This window comes from Simkania negevensis Z (genome assembly GCF_000237205.1).
In the GTDB taxonomy this organism is placed as follows: Bacteria; Chlamydiota; Chlamydiia; order Chlamydiales; family Simkaniaceae; genus Simkania; species Simkania negevensis.
In genome coordinates this window covers 2,356,896-2,377,300 of the sequence record NC_015713.1, presented here as the reverse complement: position 1 = coordinate 2,377,300, position 20,405 = coordinate 2,356,896, and the positions used below count along the sequence as shown (strand labels likewise).

At 41.9% G+C, this 20,405-nt stretch carries 17 protein-coding genes; 9 read left to right on the top strand and 8 right to left on the bottom strand.

Annotated features, from left to right (window positions below):
* Positions 1–4: 4 nt before the first annotated feature.
* Positions 5–946, bottom strand: a complete 942-nt coding sequence (locus tag SNE_RS11545) for a thiamine pyrophosphate-dependent dehydrogenase E1 component subunit alpha (protein WP_158307251.1) — start codon at positions 944–946, stop codon at positions 5–7.
* A gap of 8 nt (positions 947–954) precedes the next feature.
* Entirely contained in the window at positions 955–1,554 is a 600-nt protein-coding gene (locus SNE_RS11540) for a phosphoheptose isomerase family protein (protein WP_013944626.1), read from the bottom strand.
* 102 nt (positions 1,555–1,656) lie between these two features.
* Between SNE_RS11540 and SNE_RS11535 the strand changes: the two genes are divergently transcribed.
* Complete coding sequence (locus SNE_RS11535; protein WP_013944625.1) at positions 1,657–2,778, top strand: glycosyltransferase family 4 protein; 1,122 nt, start codon at positions 1,657–1,659, stop codon at positions 2,776–2,778.
* Here SNE_RS11535 and SNE_RS11530 read toward each other — a convergent pair.
* The gene (locus SNE_RS11530; RefSeq protein ID WP_013944624.1) at positions 2,723–3,982 is read right to left on the bottom strand and encodes an O-antigen ligase family protein; all 1,260 of its coding nucleotides are present in this window, start codon (positions 3,980–3,982) and stop codon (positions 2,723–2,725) included. The genes SNE_RS11535 and SNE_RS11530 overlap by 56 nt on opposite strands.
* 139 nt (positions 3,983–4,121) lie before the next feature.
* On the opposite strand from SNE_RS11530, the gene SNE_RS11525 reads away from it, so the two are divergent.
* Entirely contained in the window at positions 4,122–4,748 is a 627-nt protein-coding gene (locus SNE_RS11525) for a Ulp1 family isopeptidase (protein WP_079891586.1), read from the top strand.
* 21 nt (positions 4,749–4,769) lie between these two features.
* Here SNE_RS11525 and SNE_RS11520 read toward each other — a convergent pair whose 3' ends face one another.
* Entirely contained in the window at positions 4,770–5,222 is a 453-nt protein-coding gene (locus SNE_RS11520; protein WP_148259018.1) for a hypothetical protein, read from the bottom strand.
* A gap of 225 nt (positions 5,223–5,447) precedes the next feature.
* A complete protein-coding gene (topA, locus tag SNE_RS11515; protein WP_013944621.1) occupies positions 5,448–7,970 on the bottom strand; it encodes a type I DNA topoisomerase in 2,523 nt (840 codons plus the stop codon).
* Between the two features lie 179 nt (positions 7,971–8,149).
* Here topA and SNE_RS11510 point away from each other — a divergent pair, with 179 nt between their 5' ends.
* Genes SNE_RS11510 through SNE_RS11490 form a run of 5 tightly spaced genes read left to right on the top strand, consistent with a single transcriptional unit; the run spans position 8,150 to position 14,366 of the window.
* Positions 8,150–9,907 (top strand): glycosyltransferase family A protein, encoded by a 1,758-nt coding sequence (locus tag SNE_RS11510; protein ID WP_158307250.1) that lies wholly within the window; start codon positions 8,150–8,152, stop codon positions 9,905–9,907.
* Positions 9,904–11,007: a glycosyltransferase family 32 protein gene (locus SNE_RS11505; protein WP_013944619.1), complete on the top strand. Its 1,104-nt coding sequence runs from the start codon at positions 9,904–9,906 to the stop codon at positions 11,005–11,007. The genes SNE_RS11510 and SNE_RS11505 overlap by 4 nt, the downstream gene beginning before the upstream one ends.
* Entirely contained in the window at positions 11,004–12,077 is a 1,074-nt protein-coding gene (locus SNE_RS11500) for a glycosyltransferase family 32 protein (RefSeq protein ID WP_041419102.1), read from the top strand. The genes SNE_RS11505 and SNE_RS11500 overlap by 4 nt, the downstream gene beginning before the upstream one ends.
* Positions 12,074–12,844 (top strand): hypothetical protein, encoded by a 771-nt coding sequence (locus SNE_RS11495; RefSeq protein ID WP_013944617.1) that lies wholly within the window; start codon positions 12,074–12,076, stop codon positions 12,842–12,844. The genes SNE_RS11500 and SNE_RS11495 overlap by 4 nt, the downstream gene beginning before the upstream one ends.
* Positions 12,845–12,884: 40 nt before the next feature.
* Positions 12,885–14,366 carry a glycosyltransferase gene (locus tag SNE_RS11490; RefSeq protein WP_013944616.1) on the top strand — a complete coding sequence of 494 codons (1,482 nt, stop codon included), beginning with the start codon at positions 12,885–12,887 and terminating at the stop codon, positions 14,364–14,366.
* Here the strand turns inward: SNE_RS11490 and rpoN are convergent.
* A complete protein-coding gene (rpoN, locus tag SNE_RS11485) occupies positions 14,363–15,625 on the bottom strand; it encodes an RNA polymerase factor sigma-54 (RefSeq protein WP_013944615.1) in 1,263 nt (420 codons plus the stop codon). The genes SNE_RS11490 and rpoN overlap by 4 nt on opposite strands.
* 401 nt (positions 15,626–16,026) lie before the next feature.
* On the opposite strand from rpoN, the gene SNE_RS11475 reads away from it, so the two are divergent.
* The gene (locus SNE_RS11475; protein WP_013944613.1) at positions 16,027–16,230 is read left to right on the top strand and encodes a hypothetical protein; all 204 of its coding nucleotides are present in this window, start codon (positions 16,027–16,029) and stop codon (positions 16,228–16,230) included.
* Between the two features lies 1 nt (position 16,231).
* A complete protein-coding gene (locus SNE_RS13255) occupies positions 16,232–16,408 on the top strand; it encodes a hypothetical protein (protein ID WP_013944612.1) in 177 nt (58 codons plus the stop codon).
* Between the two features lie 50 nt (positions 16,409–16,458).
* On the opposite strand, the gene SNE_RS11470 is transcribed toward SNE_RS13255, so the two are convergent.
* Positions 16,459–18,582: an ATP-dependent helicase gene (locus SNE_RS11470; RefSeq protein ID WP_013944611.1), complete on the bottom strand. Its 2,124-nt coding sequence runs from the start codon at positions 18,580–18,582 to the stop codon at positions 16,459–16,461.
* 63 nt (positions 18,583–18,645) lie between these two features.
* Positions 18,646–20,349, bottom strand: coding sequence for a hypothetical protein (locus SNE_RS11465; protein ID WP_013944610.1), 1,704 nt, complete (start codon positions 20,347–20,349; stop codon positions 18,646–18,648).
* Positions 20,350–20,405 lie beyond the last annotated feature (56 nt).

The following is a 20,405-nucleotide window of genomic DNA, read 5'->3' as shown; positions in this document are numbered from 1 at the left end:
GACCTCATTCTGCATAAGCTTTTTCGTCATCAAGATCAAAGATGGGAAAGGGACTTTCTTCTGCAAGCAAGAAGCTATAGTCGATTTCAGATGCGATTTTTGCTTCCATCACATCGATTTCTTCGTTTATGAGCACTTGTTCTTCTAACAGTTTTTGTTTGTAAAATTTGAGAGGGCAATGATCTTCTAGTGTGACTTGGTTTTCCTCTACATCTGATTTCATTCTTCCGATATGTTCATGGAGTCGGTACGTTTCAAGCTCGAGAAACGTCGGGCCTTTTCCGCTTCGGACGTGATCGATCGCTTTTTTGGCCAATTGATAGGTCTCTCTTAAATCGTTTCCGTTCCCCACTAGTGTTTTTAAGCCATGTGCCTGGGCAATTTTTACTCGATCGCGGTTTTCTACTTGACGCTCTTTTGCAAATGGGCGTGCCATGTATTGATTGTTTTCGCAAATGAAGAGAAGGGGAAGGTTTTTAAGAGCGGCAAAATTGAGCGTTTCGGAGAAAATTCCCTCTTCTGTTGCGGCTTCTCCAAAAAAGACAGCGCAGATGGCAGAAGAGTGTTGCATTTGCTGGGCAAAAGCAAATCCGGCAGCAATCGGGAGGCTCCCAGCAGCTAGGGGACTTCCCCCTTGAAAGCCTGCTTCGAGGTCAATCAGATGCATCGATCCGCCACGCCCTTTTGTGCAACCATCTTTTTTGCCGTAAAGTTCGGCGATCATTTTGTGGAAATTACCCCCTTTTGCAAGATAATGGGCATGTGAGCGGTGATTTCCAAAAACCCCATCCTCTTTTCTGAGCTGAGAGCAAACACCCACTGCAATGGCTTCTTGACCAATGCTTAGATGAATGGGGCAACGCATTTTTTGTTGTTTATAGTGCGTGCCGATGGCTTCTTCAATGCGCCTGATGCGGAGCATTTCGTAAAAAAGTGTGCGTTGCAAGTCTTGGTTCATATGCGCAATCCGGTTGGCAAGGTTTTGGGTTTGATTTTTTTCAGGAGCAGCTCGGGCTCAAAACGTGGAGGCTCTTCATAATAGGGCCAAGATTCAATAATTGCTTTTAAGAGAGAAAACTGTCCTGTTTGAATGAGGGTTTGATCTGCTTTCTCGAAGTGAATGTTCAAATCTCCTCGCTCAACTAAAGGATTATCCCGTTGCCCCCCTGAGAAAGTGATCAGTGGAACATCTTGCTGCTTGGCCATTGCCGCCGCACCCAAAGTGTTAGGAGAAACTTCTATGTCGCTTAAAGTGATGAGAAGATCGGATTTTTTTAAGAGGAGGGCGAGGTGCAACGTCACATCTGTATGGACAGGGATGAGCCCGCGAGCAGAAATCCCCAAAGAAGTGATTAACCTATCGGCAAAATATGTAGCTAGCAGCCCATTGTTTTCACTAGGAACGACATAGACCATCCCTTCATTTTCCTTCACTTGGAGAAGGAAGGCTTGAAACAGGTGCAGAAGCTGCACATGAGTGAGAGTGTGATCGGGGGTGGTGATTAATCCGCCATCAATCATCTCTCGCAGTAAGGTCCATCTTTCTGAAAACATGATCTTATCTCTCGATTATGAAGAAAACTTAACATAGTCATTGATCAGGCTGCAAGAGAAAAGCCATATCAGGTATACTGGAATTGCATTATAGGATGAATTATGAAAGTTGCACTTGTACACGATTGGCTTGTTAAATTTGGGGGCGCAGAAAAAGTTCTTAAGGCCATGTCTGAGGTGTATCCCTCAAAAATTTATACGCTTGTAGCAGACCGTGAGAATTTGAAAGGGAGTCATTTCGAAGATAAGGAAATCCAAACCTCTTTCATCCAAAAGCTTCCTCGCGCGACAAAAAAATATCGATCGTATCTTCCTTTTTTTCCTCTTGCAATTGAGCAGTTTGACCTTTGTGATTACGATCTTGTTGTTTCGAGTTCCCATTCGATTGCCAAAGGTGTACTCACCCACGCGGATCAATTTCACATCTGCTACTGCCACACTCCGATGCGGTACGCATGGGACCTTTATCAGCAGTATTTGCGAGAAGCAAAACTCAAAAGCGGTCCTAAAGGTGTTTTAGCAAAGTTTTTCCTTCATTACTTGCGCATTTGGGATGCCCATGCTGCAACCCGTGTGAATGCTTATGTCGCCAACTCTGAATTTGTGGCGCGCAGGATTCAAAAACTCTATGGCCAAGAATCGACTGTGATTTATCCTCCTGTTGATGTTGAGAATTTTGAGCTTTGTGAAACAAAAGACGACTACTATCTCACAGCTGCACGGTTTGTTCCTTACAAAAAAATCGATATGATCGTCGAAACTTTTCGCCATTTTCCTGAGCGCAAACTCGTTGTCATTGGAGATGGTCCTGATTATGAAAAGATTAAAGAAAAAGCGGGAAAAAACGTTGAGTTGCTTGGTTATCAAGACGATCAGGTTTTGAAGGGAATGCTCAAAAAAGCTCGAGCATTCCTTTACGCAGCCGTTGAAGACTTTGGCATTCTTCCAGTTGAGGCTCAAGCATGTGGCACGCCTGTCATTGCTTTTGGCAAAGGGGGAGTTTGTGAAACCATTGCTCCTAACAAGACAGGACTCTTTTTTAATGAGCAAACGCCAACTGCATTAGGAAAAGCCATTCAAAATTTTGAAGAAAAGCAAGAGCAATTTGATCCAAAAGTGATTCATGCCCATGCTCAACCTTTTGCCTTGAGTCGATTTCAGAGAGAATTTAAGACTCTTGTTGAAGAGAAGTATCGGGCTTTCTTGCAAAGAGACCCATATTAAACAAAAGAAATACCATCCACGTCAGGTGATGGTTGATATTGTGATTCGTGAGTGCAAAAGAAAAGATGTGAATAAACCCTAGTACAATCACTCGATTTGAAAAAAGTTCTTCAGTTGATGCCCAACGTTTAAGAAAGACTTTTTTGATCTCAATTTGATGCTGGAAAAAGTAAGCAAGTCCAAAAAATAAAAGGGTTAAACATCCAATGAGTCCAAGTTCTGCAAACAGTTCGATGTAGACATTGTGTACGTAGAAGAGTGTTCCGAAGCCACGCCCAAAGAGGGGAAAGGTGTTGAAAGCATCAAGACTTTCTTGCCAGTGCTCAAGACGAAGTTGCATGGAAACATCTTTGTAGTAACTCGGCTTGAAACTACTTGTCAAAATTTCCATGACCAGTTCTAACCTATCTCCCATCACCATAAAAAAGATCATCACCGCTGCAAGTCCTAAAAAGGAGAGATATCGAAACGACTTTGAAATGCAAAAGATGTATAGAAGTGCAAAGACAAATGAGAGATAGGCTGCGCGTGTTGTCGATAATAGGAGGGCGCCGAAGGTTAATCCAAAAAAGCAATAGAGACTTTTCTTTGACAGCCCCAATTGAAACGCAGGATTTTTTCGCTCAATAATAAGGAGTAGTAAAATGGAAGAGACAAAGCTTGCAACAACCCCATATTCATTAGGGTAAGAGCCTGGTGAAAATCGAAGAATGCCCCATCCCATTTGTGTAATGACAGTGAACTTATCAATTGTTTCCCAAGAAAACACTTTTAAATAGTAGCCGGCGAAGAGTGCATATCCCACAAGTAAGGAAATAAAAAATGCTGCTAAATAAATGCGGATGAGCCGTTTTTTTTCTTTAGCCATTTTCTGATCGCGTAAACAAAATGCAGCTCCAAACATAAACAAAACTTCGCAGGCAAAAAGTCCAACGCGACTGATTAAGGATTCTTCAAAGTGAAGGGCGGGGCGATTGATACAAAAATATGCCGATGCAAGTGCATAGAGAAAAAATGGCAAAAAGAGGAGTACCGTTTTAAGTTCCTTGTAGTACAGCTTTGTGTAGAACAAGAAAAATGCTGGAAGAACAAAGTAAAAGGCTCTGAACTGGTAAGGCAAGAACTTTGGGCACAGGAGATTGCCTAAGGGACCTAAGAAAACAAACAGATAGATAAGGAAAATACGGAAATTTGCAAAATTCATTGCTCCATTTTCCTTAAGATATTAGTTCAAGACAAGGATAAACTTAAATATCTTAATTTTAAACACTTAAATAATTTGATTTCAATTTCAAATTTTGATATAATAGAACTATTGAAAATAGAAAAAGACCGGGGAAATCATGTATTATATACCACCAACAGCTTTGTTGTATGAAACTCAATCTGCGATCGTTAATATCAATGATGGTACACAGATTCGAGGGGAGACGACCTCTACCTATATGGATCTTTTAGAGAAGCAGTACGGTGCAAAAGCTACATTTATTCATCACCTTCTTTCAGATGTTCTTTCAGAGCCAACTACCTTTGTTCAAGATCGCATTACGCCTGTAGTTGAAGAAGCAATCATGCAAAACAAAGACTTTGTCTTCATTCCAGTTGTTTTCCAATCGAGAATGGAACCGCATAATGTCTTGTTCATTGTTAACATTAAAGATCAGGTCATTGAATATTATGATCCAAAAGGTACTGCGATTGGAGATCGAACAATTCCACTACTCAAAATGAGTGTTCGAAAGTTTTCAGAAGAGCTGCAATTCGCTTTAGAAGGATTTGAAATTCACCAGAGTCAAGCTTCTCATCAAAACTTTTTCAATTCAGTTGATTGTGGGCGGTTTGTCATGCATATTATGAAGCAACGCTTGACACAGCCTAGCTTTGAAGAGATCGTCAACTCAGTGAAAAATATTGGCGAGATCAGGCAAGAACTTACTAAAGACTTATCTAGAGTTAAAGAAGCTGAGTAAAAGAAAAGTTTCAGTGACCTACTAATTGTCTGGATTGTAACCCGAGTGACCTGGTCGATACCCGGACTTTATAGTCACGTCGGCTCGTGTTCCTTCTTCATTAAATTCAATAAAACATATTCCACCATTGAAGTCCCATGATCCTCCAGTCATTTTGTGCCCTAAAATTTTTTCACTAAACCAGAGTTCGCAAATTGCACCAGGGTAGCTATCGTCGAATATGGAGTATTTAACCCCCCAACCAATATAGTCAGCACTAGGCGATTTTTCTTGTTGCACCTGTATATTACAAACTAGGCTTCCTTCATCTGCATAAGGGATTTCTGCGACATCGTTCTTATGCACAAGTGTGTCATCAAAGTAAACTTGCGTCGGATTTTGGATAAACCCGCCTTTACCTGAGTACTCTACTCTAAGAGAAGCTTGAGGATTAGGAGTTTCATTGTGAAAAACAATATCATAACTTAGGAACATGGTTGAACCATCAAAAGGTCCACTTTTCGCGTGAATCAACCCAGTTTGAAAGAGGAATAGAAAAAAGGGTAATACTAATGAGAATCTTTTGTTTTGTAAAAACATGTTAAAATCCTTCTGATATTTAATTTTTTTCTGTGATGACTTTTCAAGGGAGTCCGATGACTCAGCATCACATGTAGTTTAAATATTTTTAATGGTTTATTAAGAATTTTTTCAATGAAATTAATCGATGTGTTTGCCCAGCACGCCGGCAAGTTTAAACATGTCAAGCGGTTCGGAATTTCCAAAGACTTTTTCAAGCTTTTCATCGGGAACGATGAGCCGTTTGTTGCTTGGATCTTGAAGATTGTGTGATTTGATGTATTCCCAAATCTTTTTTGTCACTTCACCACGAGTGAGCTCTTTTTCGCCCACAACAGCTTGAAGTTCTTTCGATAGTTTTTTAGCGCGGCCACTGCCACCTGCTCGTTTGCCCCCTTTCTTGGTTTTCTTTTGGTAAGGGGTTTTAGGATGGTCTTGATACTTCACTTCTAATTGGTCGACTTCGTTGACGATGACGTCGCAATCGGGATAGTTAGAGCAGCTGAAAAAAGTTTTTCCCCAGCGACTTTTGCGGGCTTTGATTTGACCATCGCAGCCAACAGCAGGGCAGTTAGGAAGGTCATCGGGGATGATTTCCCCTTTTTTCGGAATATTCACGATGCCGTTGCAGTCGGGGTAGCGGCTGCAGCCAAGGAAAGCCCCAAAGCGACTGAAGCGAATTTGCATAGGAGAGGAGCACTTGGTGCAAGGTTGATCCCAATCAAAGTCTTCGGCATACTCGTCCTTATTGAACTCGAGGGCCTCAATTGGAACGGTGAATTTACAATCGGGGTAGTTAGAACATCCGTAGAAGTATTTGTCACGTGCCCAAATCTTTTGCAGCTTATGGCCACATTTTGGACAGTTGATGTCGGTCATGATTTTGGGGACGAAAGCTTCTTTTTCGGCCTTTTCCATCACAGGGACAAATTTTTCCCAAAAGCCGCCGACAAATTCTTTCCAATTCTTTTTGCTTTCAGCGATATCGTCGAGTTCATCTTCCATTTTAGCTGTGAACTCAATATCCATGATCATAGTGAAATGGGCTTCAAGCATTTGTGCAATGATTTTTCCTAGCTCAGTAGGTTTGAGCGCAAGACGTTCTTTGGTTGTGTAGGCGCGGCTATGAATTTTATTCATGATGGAAGCGTAAGTAGATGGACGGCCTATCCCCGATTTTTCAAGCTCTTTGACGAGGGAGGCTTCTGTAAAGCGAGGTGGAGGCTTCGTGAAGGCTTGTGCAGAGGTGACTTCGATGAGCTCTAAAGTTTTTCCTTCTTCTAAGTCTGGTAAAAGGTTTTCTTCTTCTTGGGGTGGTTGATCTTCTTCGGTATCTTCTTTTTCTTCGTAAACGGCGAGGAATCCTTTGAATTTGATGATGGACCCCACAGCCCGGAGCGACATCTTTTGATCGGTTTCGATATGGCAAGAAACGGTGTCATAAATGGCAGGGTTCATTTGAGAAGCCAGGAAACGACGCCAGATAAGAAGATAGAGTTTGTACTGGTCGATGTTGAGAGAAGATTTGATGACATCTGGGGGGTGATTTAAGTTGGTCGGACGGATGGCTTCGTGGGCATCTTGGGCACTTTTCTTGGTAGAGTATTGTTTGGGTTTGGGAGGGAGATACTCTTTTCCGTAGGCACCATCGATCAATTTTCGAGCGGCGCTGATTGCTTCAGGCTCGATACGGACCGAGTCGGTACGCATGTAGGTGATCAAACCTTCTGTTCCCTCTTTTCCAAGGTCCACCCCTTCATAGAGGCTCTGGGCAATGCTCATCGTTCGTTGAGCAGAAAATCCGTAGTGGCGGCTTGCTTCTTGTTGGAGGGTAGAGGTGATAAAGGGAGGGACGGGGTGCCTTTTTTTCTCTTTTTTCTCCACTTTTTGGATAGTGTATATTGAGTGCTTGAGAGCTGCTGTAATTTTTTTTGCTTCGATTTCATTTGAAACAGTGCAGAAATCTTTCCCTTTAACAAGTTCTTTTTCTACTTTTTTCCCGTCGACGGCATAGAGAGCAGCAGGAAAAGCGCGCTCTTTTGGTTTCGGACGGAGAATAGCACCGATGTTCCAGTATTCAACTGGGACGAAGGCTTCAATTTCTTTTTCTCGGTCGACGACAAGTTTTAAAGCAACTGACTGGACCCGCCCAGCTGAGAGGGAGCCGCTGCCGCTTCGTTTGATGCGTCTTTGGAGTAGAGGTGAGATTTTATAGCCAACCATCCGGTCAAGGAGGCGACGAGCTTGTTGTGCATCGACAAGTGAGAGGTCAATGTCACGTGGATGTTTGATCGCTTCAGTGACGGCGTCTTTGGTGATTGCGTTAAAGGTGACCCGTTTGACGTTGGGGCCTTTTGGAAGAATAGCTGCAATGTGCCATGCTATAGCTTCCCCTTCGCGGTCAGGGTCAGGAGAGAGGAAGACTGTGTCGCATTCTTGGGCGGTCTTTTTTAATTTGGAGATGACTTCTTTTTTGTCAGGGAGATTTTCATAAACCGGTTCAAAGTCGTTATCGATGTCGATTCCGAACCCCTTTTTTGGCAAATCGCGGATATGACCAACTGATGACTCAACATGGTAGTCATTGCCTAAGAACTTTTTTAGAGTCTTCACTTTCGTTGGAGACTCGACGATAATGAGTGTTTTGCCTTTTCCTTTGGCCATATGTAAATCGTAACAAAGTTATCAGAAGCAGACTATAAGTTATTTTATTTTTTTTGAAAGATAAATCCAAAAAAAGAATGCAGCATAGAGGGAAAAAACATTTATGACAAGCGCTGATTTTTCTTGATCGAGAAAACTGAATCCCCTAACTTATGTCCTTAAAAATTTTTTGGAGTACAATGAAGAAATTTTTATTCTTGCTCCTCCTATTAGGACTTGGTTTTGGAATCGGGGTTTCCTATCAGCCTTTCAAAGATAAGCTGCGAAAGGAGCGCAAGCAAAAAGAGTACCGCGTCGCTCGCAAAACACACCCGATTCTCGGTAATAAACCTTTTGTGATTGTGACGATGTCTTATAATAATGCTCCATATGTCGAGAAGAACCTCCTTTCAACATTGCAACAGAATTATGACAACTTTCGGATTCTCTATATTGATGATGCTTCAGTAGATGGAACGAGTGACCGAGTCAAACAGTTTATTAAGGAGTATGACCATGAAGGGCGTATAACCTTGATCCAAAATGAAGCAAATCATGGGGCCATGCACAACTTATACCACGCTGTTCACAGTTGCAACAGTGATGAAATTGTCGTTGTGGTTGATGGGGATGACTTCTTAGCACACTCCGAAGTTTTAAATGAACTCAATGCCTACTATGCCAATCCAGATGTGTGGTTAACGTATGGAAACTTTGCAGAATATCCAACTTATGCAAAAGGGACAGAACGCAAAGTGAGCGACTGCCGCCCCATCAACTTGAAAATTTTAAATGAGCGAGGCATACGCCGCCACGCCTTTGTCACATCTCATTTACGTACGTTTTATGCTGGGTTATTTCAACAAGTGAAGTTGAAAGACTTTTTGCATGAAGGAAAGTTTTATCCCATTGCATGTGATGTGGCATCGATGTTGCCCATGGTTGAACTCGCTGGAGATCACTCTTATTTTATTGAAGACATCCTTTACCTTTATAATATTGGGAATCCCAATTGCGACTTTAAAAAGGATTTAGAAAGCCAGGTTGCTATCGAAATGAAAGTGCGCAGCATGCCTGCTTATCGTCCCCTTCATGATCATCCAAGTTTCGATTTTGCGCACCAAGATGAATTTGTTGATTTAGCTGTTTTTTCTTACAATCGACCTTTACAACTCTATGCATTTTTAGAGTCGTGCGAAAAATACACGAAAAATCTCCATCGAATTTTTGCGATCTATCGCAGTGGAAATGATCACTACGAACAAGGTTACCATGTCGTTAAAGAAGCCTTTCCTCATGTGACATACTTGAAACAATCTGAAGAAACTCCTTATGAAGATTTTGCTCCCCTTTTGCGTAGTGCTGTTTTCAATCGAGATATGTCAACTGCCCGTTATGTGATCTTTGCAGTCGATGACATTGTTGTGAAAGATCACATTGATTTTAAAGAGGGGGTGACGAAACTCAAGCAAACAGGTGCTTATGGACTTTACTATCGGATGGGAAGTCGGGTCAATTATTGTTACATGCAAGATTTAGATCAGGGGATTCCTCCGAGCTTGGAAATCGAAAAAGGACTTTATGCTTGGCAATTTTCTTCTGGAAAAGGAGACTGGCGCTATCCCAACACTGTCGATATGGCGCTCTTCCGTAAAGAAGATATTTATCCCTATTTTCTGTGTATGAAGTTTCACAACCCGAATATTCTCGAGGCACTATGGAACGAACATGCCGATTTATCACAGGTCGGTTTATACTATGAAGACACAAAGGTGGTGAATTTACCCTTTAACATTGTGATGGAAAATGAATGGGTGAATAAGCGCATTAGCGATGTTTCGACAAAAGATTTGCTCCTTCTTTGGGAGAAGGGGTTGAAGATGGATATAGACCCTCTCCATCAAATAGATAACCATTCTGTTCATATTGATTACGAGCCGAGTTTTATAAAGAGATGAAAAAAGAACTTTTAATTTTTCTTTTCATTTGCCCTCTTGTTTTTATCTATGTTTTTTCTAGCCAAGCAAAAAAGTCTCGTGCCATGGGAGCTTCTAAGGTGACCATGCAAGATTCTTTTGAGCAACTATTGGGAAAAAATTCGGTTGACTGGAACTACATTCAGACACGACAAGACGTTCAAGATCTTGATTTTTACAAGACGGTTTATAAAAAGAACATCAATTATCAATACGATTCGAGTCCCATTTTTCGGATTCCAAAGATTGTCCATCTCATTTGGCTCGGTCCTCGCTCCTTTCCCATAGAATCTGTCGAAAACATTCGGACATGGCAAGCTCATCATCCTGATTGGACGTTTTATTTTTGGACAGACCGCAAACGGATGCCTCCCTGCAATAATATGAAGGTGATATACATTAAAGACTTTGAGTTTAAGTTTCTGCAAGCGGAGTACGAAGAGTCACGCAACTGGGGAGAAAAATCAGACATCTTAAGATATGAGATTCTCTACCAAAAAGGGGGAGTCTACATCGATCATGATGCTAACTGCCTTCGCCCTTTTCATGGGCTCCATACGGGCTATGATTTTTACGCATGTCTCGAGATGCCTCATGAAGAAATTGACTCACTTGCTTTGACGGCAGGAATTGGAATCATCGGTGCTAAGCCCTATCACCCTGTCATTAGGGGAGCGATTCAGATGATTTCCGATCGCTGGAAGCCGATAACAGAGCGGTTCAAAGGAACAGATCCCTTAGTTCAGGCTCGTCTTGTTTCTTATAGAACCTACATTGCATTGACCCTTGCCTTACGCAAAAATCTCAACCTTCCAGGGAATCGAGACATTATTTTCCCTGCATGCTATTTTTATCCTAAGCACGGACTTCCAGGTTTTTATTCTCAACATTTCTATGGAACGACGTGGAACAACCTCGGGGAGACCCCTGTGGAGCAACAGCTCATGCTGAAGTTGCGCCACTTGAGAAATCGAGATGCGAAAATCATTCGAGTCGAAATAATAAGTTTAATTGCGATTGTCGGATGTTTTATTTTATACTTTTTGATGAACCAAGCGATGAAAAAGGCTGCACGCAAATGAGATCTTTTCTTTTATGGTTAACCCTCCCTCTCCTCATGATTGGATGTGGAAAGCAACAAGAGTCGGACCGAAAAAAAAATGACTTTAATTCGCTCATGGGAGCAAATACCTCTGTTTGGAAGTTTGTTGAGACACATGAAGATTTTCAAAATGTGCGCTTTTTCAAAGAAATCTATGAAAAAAATAAACATCTCCAATTTCTAAAACAAGAAGAGCTTTCCATTCCTAAGGTGATTCACTTTATCTGGGTAGGGCCAAACCCCTTTCCACAAGAGTCGGTCCAAAATGTCTATTCCTGGGTTGAAAACCATCCCAATTGGACCATCAAGTTTTGGACAGATCGAAAGCGTCCCTTACCTCATCCCAAAATGCAACTTCAGCTTATTTCTGAATTTCAATTTGAGCATTTACGTGATTATTACAACGACTCTGATAACTATGCAGAAAAATCTGATTTACTCCGTTACGAAATCTTGAATCAAGAAGGTGGACTCTATGTCGACCATGACGTGAAGTGTTTCAAACCATTTACCCCTTTTCACTACAATTTTGACCTCTATTGTGGGCTTGAGCCTCCCCATCAACCTGTTTTGAGCAGCTCCATCTCAGCCAACAACAATATTATCGGATCCATTCCTCGCCATCCAATTTTAGCAAAGTGCATTGCGAATGTGGAGGCAAGATGGGCTGATGTGGCCTCTGCCTATCCGGGTGATGATAAAGACTCGATCATTTATCGCGTAGGACACCGCAGCTTTGCTTCGTTTGATGATGCTGTCAAAGAATTAGGCCAGAAATCGGAGCTGAGAGATATCATCTTTCCAGCAGCCTACTTCAACCGGATTGATGACCGCTTTGCTCTCTATGCTCATCATTACTATGCTTCAACTTGGTTTGAGGATGAGTCAAAGTTTGAACGGAATGTCAGACGTCGGCTTGTTTCTATTTCCAGAAAAAATAACCAAATTCTCCTTTTCAACGCTGTGATTCTTACGGCCAACCTCTTCCTGTTTGGATGCTTGGTCTTTCAATTCCGCCATATCCGCCGTTTCACAAAAAATAATAAATGATTTTAGAAAAATTAAAAGAATTGGGTGAAGCCGGTTGGATCATCGGTCCTGATGAGACGGTCGAAGGGTTTGTCAAACGGATTGACATCCAAATGAGTTTTTCTAAAGGAAACCTCGAATCCATCGCAGAGAGCTCTGAGGTCATGCGTCAGATACGGGAAAGATTGCACGTACACCCATCTTGGATTCAAGTCCGCTACTCGAACAAAGGACTGAAGCCATGGGAAGGAGCTGCTTCTTGGATCATGGACTATGGGAACTGGATCCAACTTCGCACCAGCTTCAAAAAAGGATCCCTTCTTACTTATCAGCGAGAGGAAGTTATTTTTCATGAAGCGATTCATAGTTTGCGCTTTACCTTTGAAGAGCCCCGCTTTGAAGAGATTATTGCTTATGCATTTACGAAAAAGCGGTGGCGCCGGTACTTAGGCCCTCTATTCACAACACCGAAACAAGCTTATATTTTTTTAACCACCCTTTTTTTGACTCCTTTTGCTCCGATCATTCCAAGTGGCTATCTATTGTGGAGAGTCGGAGTTTTAATCCGCAATCAACGTCTTTTCAAAAAAGCCCTGAAAAAAATTCAGACTCTTTTTCCCAAAACATCCTCTCATGCAGTCATTCTTCGAATGACAGATGCCGAAATTCAACTCTTTGCTAAACAAGACTTAAAGACATTAGAAGATTACATCCAATTTCAAAGCGATAATCTTCGCTGGCAACAGCTTCTCGCAAATTTAAAAAACCCATTGACGATGACGCTTTAAACGAGTATTGAAATTAGTAGGGAATTTCAATACTAATAAAATGAAAAATTCGAAATTAGATAAAAGATTTTTTCATCGTTTATTTCTTCTTTTTATTATTTTGCTGCTTCCGGTCTTTGTCGTCAAAGAGTACCGGATCATCACAGCAAAGAAAGACACACGCATCTTGCCTGCCCAAGATTTTTTTCAATCGCAACTTGTTGAAAACAACGACAAGTCATTCACGTTGATTATCTTAACACAAAATAATATCGATGTCATCGATGAGAATTTTCAATCAATAGTCTCTCAGAAATATCCCAAGTATGATGTGGTTTACATCGATCAGCTTTCCTCTGATGGTACCGTTGAAAGGCTGCAAGAGCTTGTGGTTCAGAAAGGGCTTGAAGGAAAAATCAAAGTGATCTCTTCAGAGAAAGATTACGAAGCGTTTCAGTCTTACTTCAATACGATTTATGCCTTAGATAATGAAAGAGTTGTGGTGCATCTTTCTGGAAATGACATTTTGGCACACACTGAGGTATTAAACCTTGTCGATCAGGCCTACACCAACCCCGATGTGTGGATGACGTACGGCCAATATCTCGACTACTACAACTACCAAAAAGGGATCTATAAGCCAAAGCCACAAAAGATTTTATGTAAGAAGCGGGTCCAGCGAGCACCTTGGCTTTTAGCTTCTCTCAAAACCTTTTATGCAGGCCATTTCAAGAAGATCCGACGGAATGAGTCGTTTGAAGATTATTTCTTATCTTTAGAAAGTGAAGCCTCTCTTCTTCTTCCTCTCGCTGAGCTAGGCAAGGCACACGTTCAGTTCATTCCCGATGTTCTCTACATCCATAGCTCGCGACCTCAAATGAAGAAGCGGAAGATGAAACTTTCAACGCGAGCCTTTGAAATGACTAAGAGTGTTCACGAGTCTCTTCCTTTAAATGAGAACGGAGTCGATGTCATTCTCTTTTCTCAAAATCGTCCGCAGAAACTTAAACGGTGTTTAGAGTCGATCAAAGGGAACATCCAAGGACTTGGAAGGATTGCAATCATCTATGATTGTGATGAAAAAGCTTTTGCAGCTTATGAAAAGGTGAAAGAGAGTTATCCAGAAGTGGATTTTATTCGCCAAAGTGAGTTTGGGTTTAAGCAAACGTTTTTCCAAACTTTGAGTCAAAAAGGGGGCTCATCCTATGTAATTCTCTCTTCGGATCATGTTGTGGTACAAGAAGAAGTTGCTTTAACACCTTGTATTGAAGCTATGAGAAAGTCGTGCGCCTATGGATTTTATTTTCACCTAGGTCGGCAAGGAGTCGAAGAATCAGAAGGGATCTACTCTTGGGTGATTGACAAAGCGCAAGACGTTTGGAGAGAGCCCAATGTGCTTAAAATGACTCTTTATCGAAAAATTGATCTCGAAAGGGATTTTAAAGATGCCTCGTTTACAAGTGTCAATGAGTGGATTGATTTATGGGCGCGCCGTGATGCTCATCATTTCGGACTTTCCTTCGAAAAATCCAAAATTCTTTAACTCCATTCTTTCCTGTGGTGTTTTGATCCAATCTTCAGTTCTTTTCTGTATTTTGCAACGGTGCGGCGAGCGCACGGAATGCCTTGAGACTTGAGCGCTTCTGACAAGGCCTCATCTGAAAGGGGGCTTTTTTTGTTTTCATTTTGAACCAGTTTTTGTAAGAGGTTTTTAGCATCCTGGTTAGAAATAGCTCCCGACTGCGTTTGGATTGCATGGGAGAAAAAAGCCGCAAGAGGTAAGAGCCCTCGCGGGGTTGTCACGTACTTGTGGGTGATAGCACGCGTGACTGTCGATTCGCTGATTCCTAGAGCAGTGGCGACTTCCTTTCGAGTTAATGGAAGTGGCGCTCCGGTGATGCCTTCGAGAAAGTCCCATTGTTTCTTAAGCAGGTATGTACCAATGTCGGTGAGAATTTTTTTCCGCCGTTCTAAAGTTCGAACAAGCCATTTCCCTGAAGCGAGATGGCGTCGAACAAACTCAAGTTCATCTTTAGCCATCTTTTCTTGCTCTAAGTTATCTAGATAACGAGGATGAAGGTGAAATTGAGGAAGTCCTTCACCATAGACTTCAACTTTCCACATATCGCCTTCCTTCTCAATTGTGAGATCAGGCACGATCACTTGAGTGATTTCGTGATTAAACTGATGACCTGGAAAGGGATCGAGCTTTTTGAGCTCTTTTTGAATCATCTCTTTTACGATTGGGACGGATAGATGCATGGCTTTTGCAATCACCTGCAAGCGATTGTGCAAAAGATCATCGAAGTATTTGTGAACCAACTTGTAAAGGCGCGTTTTTTGTTGTCCTTTCTGGAGAAGCTGTAATAGAAGTGCTTCTTGTGCGCTTCGCGCTCCTAGTCCGATCGGCTCGATTTGGTGAAACTGATTCATCACTGCTGTCAGTGTGACTTGGTCGATCCCAAGCATGTCGCAAATTTCTTTGTCTGATAAAGTTAGAAAACCCTTTGAATCAAGGCTTCCGGCAATGAATAGAGCAATCTTCTTTTCGTCGTCGGTTCTAAAATGGAGAGCTATTTCCTTTTCTAGATATTCATAGAGAGAGTCTTGCTTAGAGACAAAGGAAAGATCAGGTGTGGAAGAGGGAAGCATCACTTCTAGCACAGGGTTTTGTTCGAGCTCGTTTTGAAGCCACTCTGAAAGTTCAGGCAGAGGCATTTGAAGCACGGCAAAAGCGCGCTTCATCGCAAAGCTCATGATAAGTCTTTGATCTTGCCTGACTGTCTGGGAAATATGGGTCATGAATCTTCCTCCTTCTCCTTCTTTCCTTATACACAAATGGGCTTTTTCAGCGACTGGGAGTTATACTCAAAAAGCTTCAAAAGTTCCGTCAATGGATCGTAATTTGCCGATAGAAAGGGCCAAACGGTCCTTTTCGAGGCAAAAAGGCTGAGAAGAAAGAGGAAAATCCCTGAGAATGAGTGAAATAAACCCAGAGTTCAGGTTATTAGGCCACTTAAGATCGACGAATTCCGAAAGCATTCGCATTGCATAAAACTAACTTTTGAAGTTGTTTGAGTATTTTCCTTGAAAATTCCCACCCCAACACCGAATTTTCAAGGAAAGATTAAGAAGAATGAGCTTGAAATAAAAAACGTAAAAAGTTTTAATCTCACCCGATTACAGCAACCGGGATAAGCAATATGAATAAATTTCTGGTTTTCGCCCTTTTTCTCGCATTCGCCCTCGTCGTAGCTGTTGCGAATTTATATGTGTTGCCTTCTGGATTTGAGGAAATTCCTTACCCCAAATACCGCGAAGAATACGCTTATAACTTAAAAAACCCTCTCGTTGAGAGGTACAGAAACATGGCGATTAAAGCGCCACAAGATGGTTTTGAGGATTAAGATGAATCTATTTTCTCTTGCTTCCTTTATACTTGCCTTGCTTTCAGGAAGCCCACTTCCTGAGCAAGAAGGACATGAAATGAAAGGTGAAGACGCAGGTAGATGGAACCGCGTTTGTCATGTTGAAACTCCTGTTGATGTCCAAGAAGACGATCTACAAGATATTGAAATCAGCTAAGATCCATCCTTTGATGAGCTTATTTCTTTTCAGATCGTGTCATAGGCCTTTTACGTCGATAAATTCTTAAATTTCGCATATTTCCCTACCAAAGACCGCACCATATTACTCTCGAAAAAAAGCACATCGTATGTCACTCCAAGAGAAGTGTTGTAGGCTTTTTTGATCAGTCCTTTTCCGAAGTCTTTATGAAAGACAACGGTTCCAATAGCCATTTTTTCTTCGTCGTCGAAATGGAACTCCTCTTCTTCCTTTTCTTCTGCAGAAAGGACTGTAAGATATTCAGGTGGTACCTCTTTTAAAAAGCGGCTAGGAACCATGACTTTTGGAGTTCCCCACATGAACCGGTAGGTCGAGGCAGTCAAATAGAGAAACTGTTTCGCGCGGGTCATCCCGACATAGCAAAGGCGCCTTTCTTCTTCCAGCGCCTCAATGGAATCTTTTGAATTAATATGGGGAAAGAGATCTTCTTCCATCCCCACAATAAATGTCAGATCAAACTCCAATCCTTTTCCGTTGTGAAGGGTCATCAAACGGACCGAGTCGTATTCCGGTGCTTCGTCGAGACTTGATTTGAGTGAAAGCTCTTCTAAAAAATGAATGAGGGTGGGTGTTTCCCTTTCTTCGCTCCACTCTGCTGCTTTGTTGATGAGCGCCTCGAGATTTTCTTTCCGATCGCTTGCCGTTTCAGGGTCAGCTTTTAGGACATCTAAGTAACGAGACTGCTCAATCGCTGCTTGCACGATTTCTTCAAGAGGCAACCTTTCATCGCACATCGATTTCAATGAGGCAAGCACCCCAAAATAGTCACGCAGTCCTTCTTCTTGTTTTTTTGTGAGAGGGGCTTGGGTCACATTGCCACTCATGAGTTCGCGGCAAAGAGAAAGAATTGGAAGTGCTAACTCTTCAGCTAAATCACGCCATTTATTTAAGGTTGTGGGTCCGATCCCCCTTTTTGGCAAGTTGATGGTGCGAGCAAATGAGAGAAAATCTGCATTAGAAACAACCATCCGTAGCAGGGCTAAGATGTCTTTGATTTCCCGTCTTTGGTAAAAGGAAAGCCCTCCAATGATCACATAGGGAATTTGGTATTTTAAAAATGCATCTTCAAAAATGCGTGATTGAGCGTTGGTGCGGTAAAAAATGACACACTCTCTTAGAGGAATGTGTTCTGAGCGGGTCTTGCTTATCAGTTCTTCGACGACAAACTGCGCTTCAGCTTGCTCATTGCGCGCCATAAAGATTCCAATTTTTTCTCCTGCACCAAGATCACTCCATAGTTCTTTTTTGTAGCGCTGCTCGTTTTGCTCGATAAGTGCATTGGCTCCTTCCAAGATATTCGTAGTGCTGCGGTAGTTTTGCTCAAGGGTGATGACTTGCGCCCCTGCATAGTCTTTTTCAAATTCGAGAATGTTGTGGATATTGGCGCCACGCCATGAGTAAATCGATTGATCGGGATCTCCGACCACAAAGATGTTATTGTGCACCTCGGAAAGAAGTTTCGTCATTTCATATTGAGCAGCATTTGTGTCTTGATATTCATCAATTAGAATGAACGACCACCTTTTTTGATACCGTTTTAACGTTTCGGGTGATTCCCTAAACAAACGCACAGTTAAAAAAAGCAGATCATCAAAGTCGAGTGCGTTGTATTCTTTAAGTTTATCTTGATACATCACGTACAACTCTTTAAGTAACTGATCGTGACGTGAATGGAAATCTCGGTCGAGATCTTGAGGCCTGAGTAAATCGTTTTTGGCATTTGAAATCGCAATGCGGAGCGACTTGAGCAATCCCTTGTCGTCTTTATAACCGAGGGACCCCAAGCAGTTTTTAAGCAGTTGTAAACTGTCATTTTCATCGTAAATGGTGAAATCACTCCGGTATCCTAAGACTGAAATGGATTCCCGTAAAATGCGGGCTCCAAGTGAGTGAAATGTAGAGGTCAGCACATAGTGGTTTGCAATCTCTTTGATCCGATTGCGCATTTCCTCGGCAGCTTTATTGGTAAAAGTGAGCGCCAAAATCTCAGAAGAAGGAACTCCAATTTTTAGGAGGTGAGCAATGCGGCAAGTGACAACACGGGTTTTACCTGAGCCAGCGCCAGCTAAGACAAGCATGGGCCCTTCAATATGCTCGGCGGCAAGTTGCTGTTTTGCATTGAGATCTATCATAAGGAGATAGAATACCGATCTCGCCGATGGAAATCAAGTGAGGCGCGTTCGCGCCTCATTGCATTAGGGGGCAATTGCAGGGAGAGAATGGTTTTCGAAGGCCTCATTGAAAGTTGCCTGCTTATCTCCAAGATTTTTCCAAAGAGAGTTTCCTCTGCCATTGAAAAAGGTGTGATAGCGCGTTGCTGCATCTTTTGAAAGCGTTGTTGTTTCAACGGCTTTAAAAGTTTCGGCTGTAAATGGGTCCGATTTGAGTTTGGCTATAAAAGCTCCGCGAATAGATGGGTCCAATGCAATCCACTCATCGAGTTGATTTGAGAGATCATCACTCAAAATCTTGATTGTGAGCTCTCCTGCTTTTCCGATATTGTCAGCAGTCAGTTTACCGAGGGAAAACAAGTAGTGCCAGCTCGCTTGTGTATTCCAAAATCTTTCATTTAGCGCTGACTGGATTTCAAAAGAGAGAGTTGAAAAGTGATTGGCACATCTAGCATAAATCCATGGGAGTTGATGGTTATGAAGATGTCCTACCTCTTCAATACTTTTTGGAAGTTCAATTGCAATTAAAGGAAAAGGTAGACCTTCTTTTTTCAGTTTGTCAATGGTATCAATCCCATTTGGGAAGGGGAGGTTGCATTCATAAAAGCGAAGGTTAAAGGCTTGAATCACCTCACTTCCAAGATCCTTATGAAGTTTTTTATGATAAGCTTTCAACACTTCTATTTTTAGGCTTCTAACTTCTTCGGCAGTTTTGGGATGAGCAGGATAAGGAACTTCGATTTTAAATCCTACCGCACGGTCAATCAAAGCGGCTTGTTCTACTGGATCGATTGTCACCCACCAAGTAAGGGGGGCCTTGCTCATCAAATCACGAATTTGCGCTTCAGGAGCAGTCTTTAAATACTCGGCATCAAAGTAATATGTTTGAGCACCTCCCTTTTCATAAAGGGCCCATTGGAGCGGATAGGAGAGTGCTTTTAAAGCTCCAGCATTTTTTTCAAAGTAAATCTCATACCACTTGAACTGCTGGTCTTTAATCCCCTCTAAGTCTTGAGTAGTGTTTGGTATTTTGAGTGTGATTTCTGAAATTTCATCTTCAATGTCATCAAAAGGGGGGAGATTTAGAGCAAAGTAGCGGAGAAGAAGAGCCTCGTTAACTTCGTCTTCAGTTAGGTAGGCCTCATGTTGATGTAAAATGCGGATTTGCTCATCTGTTAATGCCTGGATTTCTTCTTTCGAAGGATCTTTATCTTTAAATGAGTTTTTTAAGCCTAATTCATTAAAGCGGTGCAAAAGCAAGAGTTGCTCAACAGAAGAATGCTTTTCAAATAGTTCGGGCTTCTTCTCATATTTAGCGTGCAAAGCTGTGATTTGCTCATCTGACATGTTCCATGGGGTAGTTAGATAATACTTTGTGATTGCAAAAGAGGCAACTTGACCAAGAGCATTAAATACGAGGACTTGGAGGATTGCGCCTGGATAGAGTTGAACGGCGAAACGTGCATTGAGAAGAGGCGTGAACTTCGTAAGGGAAAAGAAGGTGATCCCAAAAGAACCAACTGTAATGAGGATTTTTTTGAATGTGGTCGCATCTTTTCCAACAAAAGCATGACCAAGAGCGGTTAAACTTCCAGTAACCGAACCTATAAGGGCACATTCTTTCATAGTAATGGGCGTGAAGCATGAAGGAATGAGTCCTATGCCTACTGTGCTCGCAAAATGTAGAGCAGACGCTTTAGTAAAAAGATTTTGACGAATTGATTCCATAACTAATCCCTGGTCATTTTTATTGGGAGAAATTATAAACAAGTCGTCGTTAAAAT

Coding starts and splice junctions, on each gene's coding strand:
- SNE_RS11540 (WP_013944626.1), bottom strand. CDS start 1,554: ATGTTTTCAGAAAGATGGACCTTACTGCGAGAGATGATTGATGGCGGA.
- SNE_RS11535 (WP_013944625.1), top strand. CDS start 1,657: ATGAAAGTTGCACTTGTACACGATTGGCTTGTTAAATTTGGGGGCGCA.
- SNE_RS11530 (WP_013944624.1), bottom strand. CDS start 3,982: ATGAATTTTGCAAATTTCCGTATTTTCCTTATCTATCTGTTTGTTTTC.
- SNE_RS11525 (WP_079891586.1), top strand. CDS start 4,122: ATGTATTATATACCACCAACAGCTTTGTTGTATGAAACTCAATCTGCG.
- SNE_RS11520 (WP_148259018.1), bottom strand. CDS start 5,222: ATGTTCCTAAGTTATGATATTGTTTTTCACAATGAAACTCCTAATCCT.
- topA (WP_013944621.1), bottom strand. CDS start 7,970: ATGGCCAAAGGAAAAGGCAAAACACTCATTATCGTCGAGTCTCCAACG.
- SNE_RS11510 (WP_158307250.1), top strand. CDS start 8,150: ATGAAGAAATTTTTATTCTTGCTCCTCCTATTAGGACTTGGTTTTGGA.
- SNE_RS11505 (WP_013944619.1), top strand. CDS start 9,904: ATGAAAAAAGAACTTTTAATTTTTCTTTTCATTTGCCCTCTTGTTTTT.
- SNE_RS11500 (WP_041419102.1), top strand. CDS start 11,004: ATGAGATCTTTTCTTTTATGGTTAACCCTCCCTCTCCTCATGATTGGA.
- SNE_RS11495 (WP_013944617.1), top strand. CDS start 12,074: ATGATTTTAGAAAAATTAAAAGAATTGGGTGAAGCCGGTTGGATCATC.
- SNE_RS11490 (WP_013944616.1), top strand. CDS start 12,885: ATGAAAAATTCGAAATTAGATAAAAGATTTTTTCATCGTTTATTTCTT.
- rpoN (WP_013944615.1), bottom strand. CDS start 15,625: ATGACCCATATTTCCCAGACAGTCAGGCAAGATCAAAGACTTATCATG.
- SNE_RS11475 (WP_013944613.1), top strand. CDS start 16,027: ATGAATAAATTTCTGGTTTTCGCCCTTTTTCTCGCATTCGCCCTCGTC.
- SNE_RS13255 (WP_013944612.1), top strand. CDS start 16,232: ATGAATCTATTTTCTCTTGCTTCCTTTATACTTGCCTTGCTTTCAGGA.
- SNE_RS11470 (WP_013944611.1), bottom strand. CDS start 18,582: ATGATAGATCTCAATGCAAAACAGCAACTTGCCGCCGAGCATATTGAA.
- SNE_RS11465 (WP_013944610.1), bottom strand. CDS start 20,349: ATGGAATCAATTCGTCAAAATCTTTTTACTAAAGCGTCTGCTCTACAT.